The sequence below is a fragment of the Gemmatimonadetes bacterium SCN 70-22 genome (assembly GCA_001724275.1).
GTDB lineage: Bacteria > Gemmatimonadota > Gemmatimonadetes > Gemmatimonadales > Gemmatimonadaceae > SCN-70-22.
Genome location: MEDZ01000072.1, coordinates 1 through 7,175, shown reverse-complemented (window position 1 = coordinate 7,175; position 7,175 = coordinate 1). Strand labels below are relative to the sequence as shown.

Annotated in this window: 6 protein-coding genes, 1 tRNA gene and 1 pseudogene; 2 read left to right on the top strand and 6 right to left on the bottom strand. The window is 68.1% G+C overall.

The window, feature by feature from the left end; genetic code table 11:
* The 5 genes and pseudogenes from rho to ABS52_18935 all read right to left on the bottom strand — a co-directional run bounded on the left by rho (window position 1) and on the right by ABS52_18935 (window position 4,355).
* Window positions 1-594 (bottom strand): annotated as a pseudogene (gene rho / locus ABS52_18955) (transcription termination factor Rho).
* 106 nt (window positions 595-700) lie between these two features.
* Window positions 701-774 (bottom strand) — tRNA-Arg (locus ABS52_18950).
* 124 nt (window positions 775-898) lie between these two features.
* Window positions 899-2,335 carry a hypothetical protein gene (locus ABS52_18945; protein ODT00131.1) on the bottom strand — a complete coding sequence of 479 codons (1,437 nt, stop codon included), beginning with the start codon at window positions 2,333-2,335 and terminating at the stop codon, window positions 899-901.
* 635 nt (window positions 2,336-2,970) lie between these two features.
* On the bottom strand, window positions 2,971-3,513 hold the full coding sequence (locus ABS52_18940; GenBank protein ODT00130.1) for a hypothetical protein: 543 nt from the start codon (window positions 3,511-3,513) through the stop codon (window positions 2,971-2,973).
* Window positions 3,514-3,875: 362 nt separating this feature from the next.
* Entirely contained in the window at window positions 3,876-4,355 is a 480-nt protein-coding gene (locus ABS52_18935; protein ID ODT00129.1) for a hypothetical protein, read from the bottom strand.
* Between the two features lie 650 nt (window positions 4,356-5,005).
* On the opposite strand from ABS52_18935, the gene ABS52_18930 reads away from it, so the two are divergent.
* On the top strand, window positions 5,006-5,362 hold the full coding sequence (locus ABS52_18930) for a ferredoxin (GenBank protein ODT00128.1): 357 nt from the start codon (window positions 5,006-5,008) through the stop codon (window positions 5,360-5,362).
* Between the two features lie 326 nt (window positions 5,363-5,688).
* On the opposite strand, the gene ABS52_18925 is transcribed toward ABS52_18930, so the two are convergent.
* Window positions 5,689-6,198, bottom strand: coding sequence for a hypothetical protein (locus tag ABS52_18925; GenBank protein ID ODT00132.1), 510 nt, complete (start codon window positions 6,196-6,198; stop codon window positions 5,689-5,691).
* A 544-nt stretch (window positions 6,199-6,742) separates the two neighbouring features.
* On the opposite strand from ABS52_18925, the gene ABS52_18920 reads away from it, so the two are divergent.
* Window positions 6,743-7,175: hypothetical protein (locus tag ABS52_18920; protein ID ODT00127.1), on the top strand; the 433-nt coding region annotated here is incomplete at its 3' end.

Here is a 7,175-nt window from a genome sequence, read left to right as displayed (position 1 = left end):
CGTCACCTCCGGGTGATTCTCGGAGATGGCGTTCGCCATCTTCTGCAGCAGGATCGTCTTCCCGGCGCGGGGCGGCGCGACGATCAGTCCTCGCTGTCCCTTCCCGATCGGCGCCACCAGGTCCACGACCCGCATCGAGAGGTCGCCGTTCTCGAGCCGGATGCGCTGGTCCGGATAGCGTGGGCGCAGGTTGTCGAAGATCAGCCGCGGCTGCGACGGGTCCGGCGCCGCGCCGTTGACCAGGTCGACCTTGAGGAGCGCGAGATACCGCTCCCAGTGCTTGGGGGGGCGCACCTCGCCCCGGATCGAGTCGCCCGTGCGCAGGTCGAAGCGCTTGATCTGCGACGGCGACACGTAGATGTCGTCGGGCCCGTGCAGGTAGCTCCAGTCCTGGCTGCGCAGGAACCCGTACCCCTCGTCGAGGATCTCGAGCACCCCCTCGCCCCGCAGCACCACCTGCTGGTCGAGCAGGCGCTGCTCGATGTGGAAGATCAGGTCCTGCTTGCGGAGCCCCGAGGTCTCCTGGATGTCCAGCCCCGACGCCAGGTCGATGAGTTCGGCGACCGACTTCCGCTTGAGTTCGACGATGTCCACGCGCGGCGGGGGGAATGTCTCGGGGGCTGGGACGCGCCAGGGGGCGATATGGTGAAAGGGGGAGTCTGCGTCGTCGACGAGACTCCCCGCTCTTTCACCATGCAGATGCGCGAGGCGGGATTCGAACCCACGACCTTCGGCTCCGGAGGCCGACGCTCTATCCAGCTGAGCTACTCGCGCGCGTCACCGGCGCGCACGTAGCACACGCGGTGGAAAGGGAAGGCTAACGCGCCCCGGGGGGCAATACAAGTCGAGCGCGCGGACGCAGGAGCGCGGCGTCGTCAGGCGACGCGCCGCGCCCCGATCAATGCTCGGCGACCCCGGCCCGCTGCGGGCCATTGAGCTTGTTGCGAAGCGTGCGCACGCTGATGCCGAGCAGGTCGGCGGTCCTGGTGCGGTTCCCCCGCGTCACTTCGAGCGCCCGCTGGATCAGCGCCCGTTCCGCCTCGTCGACGTTGAGCGTGTGGAGCACGATCCCGCCCTGCGGTGCGACCGGCGGGGAGCTGCCGGCCCCCGGCATGGCCGCCACTGCTGGCGTGCCGTGGTGCGCGCCACTACCTGCCGCCGCGGCCGCGCCCGTGCGCAACTGCTCGAACAGGCGCGCCGGGAGTGTCACATCGGTGGACAGGACCACCGCGCGCTCGATGGCGTGCTGCAACTCGCGAACGTTGCCCGGCCATTCGTAGTCCTGCAGCAGCTGCAGCGCCTCTGGGGCGATTCCCTTGAGCTCCTTCCCCGCCTCGCGCGCGGTGCGCGTGGCCAGGCGGTGTGCGAGCATCGGGATGTCCTCCGGCCGTTCGCGCAAGGCGGGGACGGGAATCGGGACGACGCTCAGCCGGAAGTACAGGTCCTGCCGGAACGCCCCGCTGGCGGCGAGGTCGGCCAGGCGCTGCTCGGTCGACGCTATCACACGCACGTCCACCCGAATGGGAGTCGTACCTCCCACCCGCTCGAACTCCTGGTCCTGCAGGACGCGCAGGAGCTTCGCCTGCACGTCGAGACGCATGGCCGAGATCTCGGAGAGGAGGAGCGTCCCGCCATGCGCGCGCTCGAATGCCCCCTCCACCCGCCTCACGGCGCCGGTGAACGCGCCGCGCTCATGACCGAAGAGCGCACTCTCGACCATCGCCTCGGGGAGCGCGCTGCAGTCGAGGGTGATGAAGGGCCGGTCGCGGCGATCGCTCTGGTCGTGGATCGCGCGAGCCAGGAGGGCCTTGCCCGTCCCGGTTTCCCCCTGCAGGAGGACGGTCGCGCGGGTCGGCGCCACCATCGCCACCGTCTGCAGGATGCGGCGGATCTGCATGCTCTCGCCGATCACCTGCTGCGCGCTGCGCAGCTCCATGACGTCGCGCCGCAGCAGTTCGTTCTCCCGGCGGAGTCTCGCGAACTCGAGGGCCTGCTCCACGGTCAACGCGACCTGCGCCGCTCGCAAGGGAGTGGTGACGCAGCTGATCGCCCCTGCCTCGATCGCCGTGTCCGCCTGCTCGGCCGACGCTTCGTCCGTGAGCATGATCAACGGGGTGTCGTACCCCTCGCGGCGCAGCAGCGAGAGGAACTCGATCCCGGTCAGTCCGGGGAGCTGATGGCTTGCGACGATCAGGTCACAGCTCTCGCGGGTGAGGAGCTGCAACGCCTCGGCGACGGAACGGCTCCCCTGCGCGCGGTGACCGGCGCGAGCGAGCGTCTCTTCGAGATGCTGACCGAGCGAGGGTTCATCTACGACGTACAGGATGTTCGCCATGCGAGGAGGGCGCTCACCGTCTGGTGTGGGCGTGGAGGGGCGCTGGGGAGCGCGCTACTCCCCCAATGACGCGCGGTTCACCCACTCGGCAACCCGTTCCGCCCCCCCCCGCCCTCCGCCCCCCCGGGCTCGGTGGTGTCGGGCGATTCCCCGGGGAGCGGCCAGCGGAAGGGAGGGGCGCGGTATCGAGGGGCCCCGGGCCCGTCGGAGACGAGCGACGCAGGGAGGGGGAGCAATGAAAGAGGCGCCGGATCGCTCCGGCGCCTCTTTCGCTCGTGGTGACTATGGGAACACCAGTCGGGGCGACTGGATTTGAACCAGCGACCTCCTGCTCCCGAACGAGGCGCAGGGACCATGCGAGACGCAAGCTGTGTTGACGCTCCTACGGAGGAGTCAACGCAATTTTCGTTGCTTGGGGTCGTTTGGTACTTGAGTTGCGCAGTTATGGGCCCTTACGGGCCCCTACGGACGTGATCCGCCCCTGCTTCTCCGGGGCGCTTCACGTGACGCACCGTGTCACGCGCGTAGGCCACCCCCCTACGCGTCGTTTCCACCCGCAGTGTGTGTGGTCTGTGCGCGCCCCATGATTACCTATGGCGCGACGGGCGCGGACGCTGCCCGTCGCGCCACTCCCATCACGCCGTCGTGAACGAGAAGCTCATTCCGTAGCTGCCGTCCAATCCCTTCCATCCAGGACCCATCATCTCCGTCCCCGAGCCGCCCATCATTCCACCCACCACCGCGCGGCCCCCCATGCCGCCGCACGCCCCGTAATCGAGCGGCGAACCCGCTGCATCGCGCATGCCGCCGCCCATGTGAATCACGTACGTGGTCCGCGACTTGAGCGGCGCATCAGGAGCAAACACGACGGTGCGCCGATCTGCGGACCAGGACCACATACCTGCCACCACCTGACCCGAGATCGACGTCTCATGTAAGGCGAGGTAGCGCTCCATGCCTGTTCCGAGCGGACCGGAGAAGCGCATTGTCATGGGCATCGTGACGGAAACACCAGTGACGCCGTTCGCCGGCGCGAGCGACTGCAGGCTGACGGATCCGGCTGGATTCAGCCCACTCATCATGGTTGCACCCGTGCACGCGGCCATCAGTGTGATCGTTCCCACCGCGAGCAACCCGATTCGAATGTGTCGTTGGGCGATCGGCATACGCACCTCCATCAGGATTCCGTCACGCTCCGTGACGCTGTCTGCGCCCTGGCGCGTGACGCCTGTATGCTCGCGTGCGCAGGGTCGCAGAGCAGTCGGGCAATTCACCCGGAAGCCACGGAATTTTGCGCATCCCGACAAAGCCTTCGCACGCGACGCCCGCAGACACTGCCGTCGGATTTCTGCGCCTCCCGGGTGGGGCCCCGGGTGGGGGCCCGGCCCGTGCCGTGCGCGACGCCCTCGTGGGGCAGCAGCCCCAAAATGCGACAGACCTTAGAGAAATCCTGCGACAGAGTTTAGAGAACCCACAGCCCGGAACAATCCGAGTGAATCAACCTCGCCTGCGTTGCCTGCCCGGAGTTGTTGTCGCAGTGCTACTGCGCGGGTGCGGGGCGAGGGCACGGATGCGAGTAGTGGATGTGGGTGACCACCCATCGGGAGTCGCGACGCACCCAGACCATCGTCTCGTTCCCCTGCGCGTCGATGGGCTTCCCCTTCATCGTGGCGTGGATCGCGTACTCGCGCGTGACGAGCGCCATCTCCGGCGTTGATGTCACCCGCACGTTCGTGAAGCGCGCCGTCGTGTTCTCGAACGCCTCCACCTCGGGCCGCAGGTGATTCTCCCAGACGTCTGCCAGACCGATGTTCCGCACGCTGTGCTCGTAGAGCACGATGTCCTCGGCCAGCAGGGCCTTGAGCGTCGGCAGGTCTCGGGTCGTGAACGCGGCATTGTAGCGCTCGACGGCGGCACGCACCTGGGCGTCAGGCGTCTGCGCCGACAGGGGCGTGCTCGCGGCGAGCAGACCCAGGCCAAGCAGGAGCGTGTGAAAGGATCGAATCGTCATGAACTTCACGAAGGCATGAGTGAAGAGCGATCGACGGCGAAGCAACCATCTCTTGCTCACCAGCTTTATGGGGGCTAAAGTGCATCGGCACCCCGCCGAGGTCAATGCGGACTTCGTCATCTCGCGCGGAGAAGCGATAGCCGTCCGATCGCCGGACGCTCCTCGTCCCCACGAGCCGCGTCGCCGCTGGCGGGCGAATGCACCATTCCCGACGGTGCAAGCACCCCCGCCACGAGCGGGATCGCCACGATGTCGGAGCCCGTCGCCCACCAGAGACTCTGCGCCATCGTCCCGTAGGTCGCTCCGCACGAGCACGAGGTCGCCCGATTCCGCGGCCACGTCTGTCCCCCCTGCAAACCGTGCGCGCCGACGTGGCCGCCAACGCGACCGGCCCAGTGCGCGCCGTGGACCCGCGCGCAGTACGCGCGGTGAGCGCGAGCTGTGGACGCTCGGGGCAGCCAGGCTTCGCCGGTTTGCACGAACCCTGGAGTCACGCGCCCCATGCCCAGTGCCCCGAACCCGCCGCCCCACCCGCGAGAATTTTATTTCGGGTAAAGGGACGGAACGAGTCTTGCCTTGAACAATCCCTCCAACACGGGCGCGCTCGGCCGCACAACCGGCCGCGCCGACGCGCCCGTCCGAACCGGAGAGGTCCTCCCATGCCGCACACGATCAGCGCCGAGATGCGGCGGTGCATCGACGAGTGTCTCCGTTGCGCCGCCACCTGCACCGAGACGTCGCGTCACTGTCTGGAGCTCGGCGGGAAGCACGCCGAACCCGAGCACATCACGACCCTGGAGGTCTGCGCGGACATCTGCCTCACAAGCGCGAACTCCATGCTTCGCGGCTCGCGCCTGTACACGGAGACTTGCCGCGCGTGCGCCGCCGTCTGTCGCGCATGCGAGGAGGCATGCCGTCGGATGGGCGACGACCCCATGATGCAGCAGTGCGCCGACGTGTGCCGCAGCTGCGCCGAATCGTGCGAGCGCATGGCGGGGGCGGGCACCGGGCACTGACCGCTCCGAGCGAAGTGGGGCGCGGGCCTCCAAGACCGGCGCCCCACCGCTCACCTCCCTGATCCAGGTCGCCGCCGCGTTGCGACAACGCGTGGCCTGCGAACGCGCTCCTTCTGGAATAGGAACGTGGGCGTGACCCAACTACAGCATGCGTTTCATGTGCTTCAAGTGCCGCTGGTCTTCATCTCGCACGGGCGGGTGGGTGCACCCGCACGCACGAAGTAGGTGCTCGCCGCGCGCGTGCGGATGAAGCGTCGCACGGGAGGACCGTGATGGCTACGGGAGCGTGCGCCGTTGGATACGAGTGCCGCCGGCGTTCAGGACCTTCACCCGCCCGGCGCGCGCCGGGTCCGCGAGGACCAATGCAGCGCCGAAATGCGCCACCCCTGTGGCGTTCGGGTGAGCACGACGAGCTCCGCGCCCGCCGAGTTGATCTGGCGCCCGCGGTACTCGCCTTGGGTCACACTCGTGCTACTCGCCCACGCGACGTCCCCGTGCACGGTAACTCGCATTGCTCCGCGCTCGCTCTTCACGGCGCGGGCGAACGCGATGTCGCCGGGCAGGTGGTGTGAGCGATACTCCTCACGCGTCTCGACGCCGCCGGACTCGAGAATGATGACGTCGGGCGGGAGCAGTGCGAGCGCCGCCGCGCTGTCGCCGGCGGCGAGGGCCGCATGAAAACGCTCAACCGTGGCGACGACATCCGCCGAGTCGCCCTGGGATTGCGTTCGGGGTGGTGTCGGGGCCGCGCGGGCGACGTCATGCGCCGAGAGCGCGGTGCCGGTAAGGAGAACCAGGGCGGCAGCGACTACCGCGACCCGCGCGCCGAACGGAATTCCATGACGACCGAGCCGCGCGGGCTTCGGGTGTGTATCCAAGGTGCTCACGCTTGTACCTCTCTCGGGACGGACGGGTGGCGGTGTGGAGAGCGCGGTCCGGTCAGGCAGGCTCGGACTTATGGATGGGCGTCACCCCGCCCGTCGCGCGGCCTTACGCCCGATAAAATCGCGGGCCCCCGGTGCGCTGTCAACGTGCGATGAGTGCGCGGATTCGACTCCGACCGTGCTGTGCTCGGGCGTGCGCGTTCCACACGGAGGAGAACGGTTACGACCGGCCCGCCGGCACCTTTTATGCTAGGTAATGCCTGCCAATCGTCTTCCTCCACGCTCGCCTACCAACCACAAGAATATGTTCCCCCTACGCTTCTCAACGCCGCGCGGCGCGCTCCAATTCGTCGCAATCGCGGCCGGTCTACTCGGCGCGGCGTGCGCACGGCCGAATACCGCAGACGGTACCGACGCGTCCGCAGCGTCAGCCGTGGCCGGCAGGGACACGGCCGTCGGCGCAGTCGCCGCCGCGCCTTTGGCCGCTGACACGAGCATGGGCGGCATGGACCACTCGAAGATGGCCGGCATGGATCGCGGGCCCGCGAAGGACGCCGATCACGAGTTCCTTCGGATGATGAGCGACCACCATCAGGTGCTCGTCACCATGATGGACGCGGCGATGAACCGTGCCTCGAGCGCTGAGGCCAAGGCCGACGCGCACGAGCTGCACACGAAGCAGTCCGAGGAGCGGGACCGGATGGTCGGCATGCTCAAGACCAGCTACGGCGAGACGATCGAGCCCATGGTCATGCCGAGCAATAAGGCGATGAACGATTCGCTGCAGCAGAAGTCGGGAACCGAGTACGACCGCGACATGTACCGGCGGATCATCATGCACCATCGCGAGGCGCTCCAGATGATCGATCGGTTCATGCCGCGCCTTCAGAACGCCGCGGTCAGGTCGATGGCGGAGAAGATGCGGGCGG

What these genes read in the sequence shown, in the direction of transcription:
- ABS52_18945 (ODT00131.1), bottom strand. Translation starts at nt 2,335, where the DNA reads ATGGCGAACATCCTGTACGTCGTAGATGAACCCTCGCTCGGTCAGCAT.
- ABS52_18940 (ODT00130.1), bottom strand. Translation starts at nt 3,513, where the DNA reads ATGGAGGTGCGTATGCCGATCGCCCAACGACACATTCGAATCGGGTTG.
- ABS52_18930 (ODT00128.1), top strand. Translation starts at nt 5,006, where the DNA reads ATGCCGCACACGATCAGCGCCGAGATGCGGCGGTGCATCGACGAGTGT.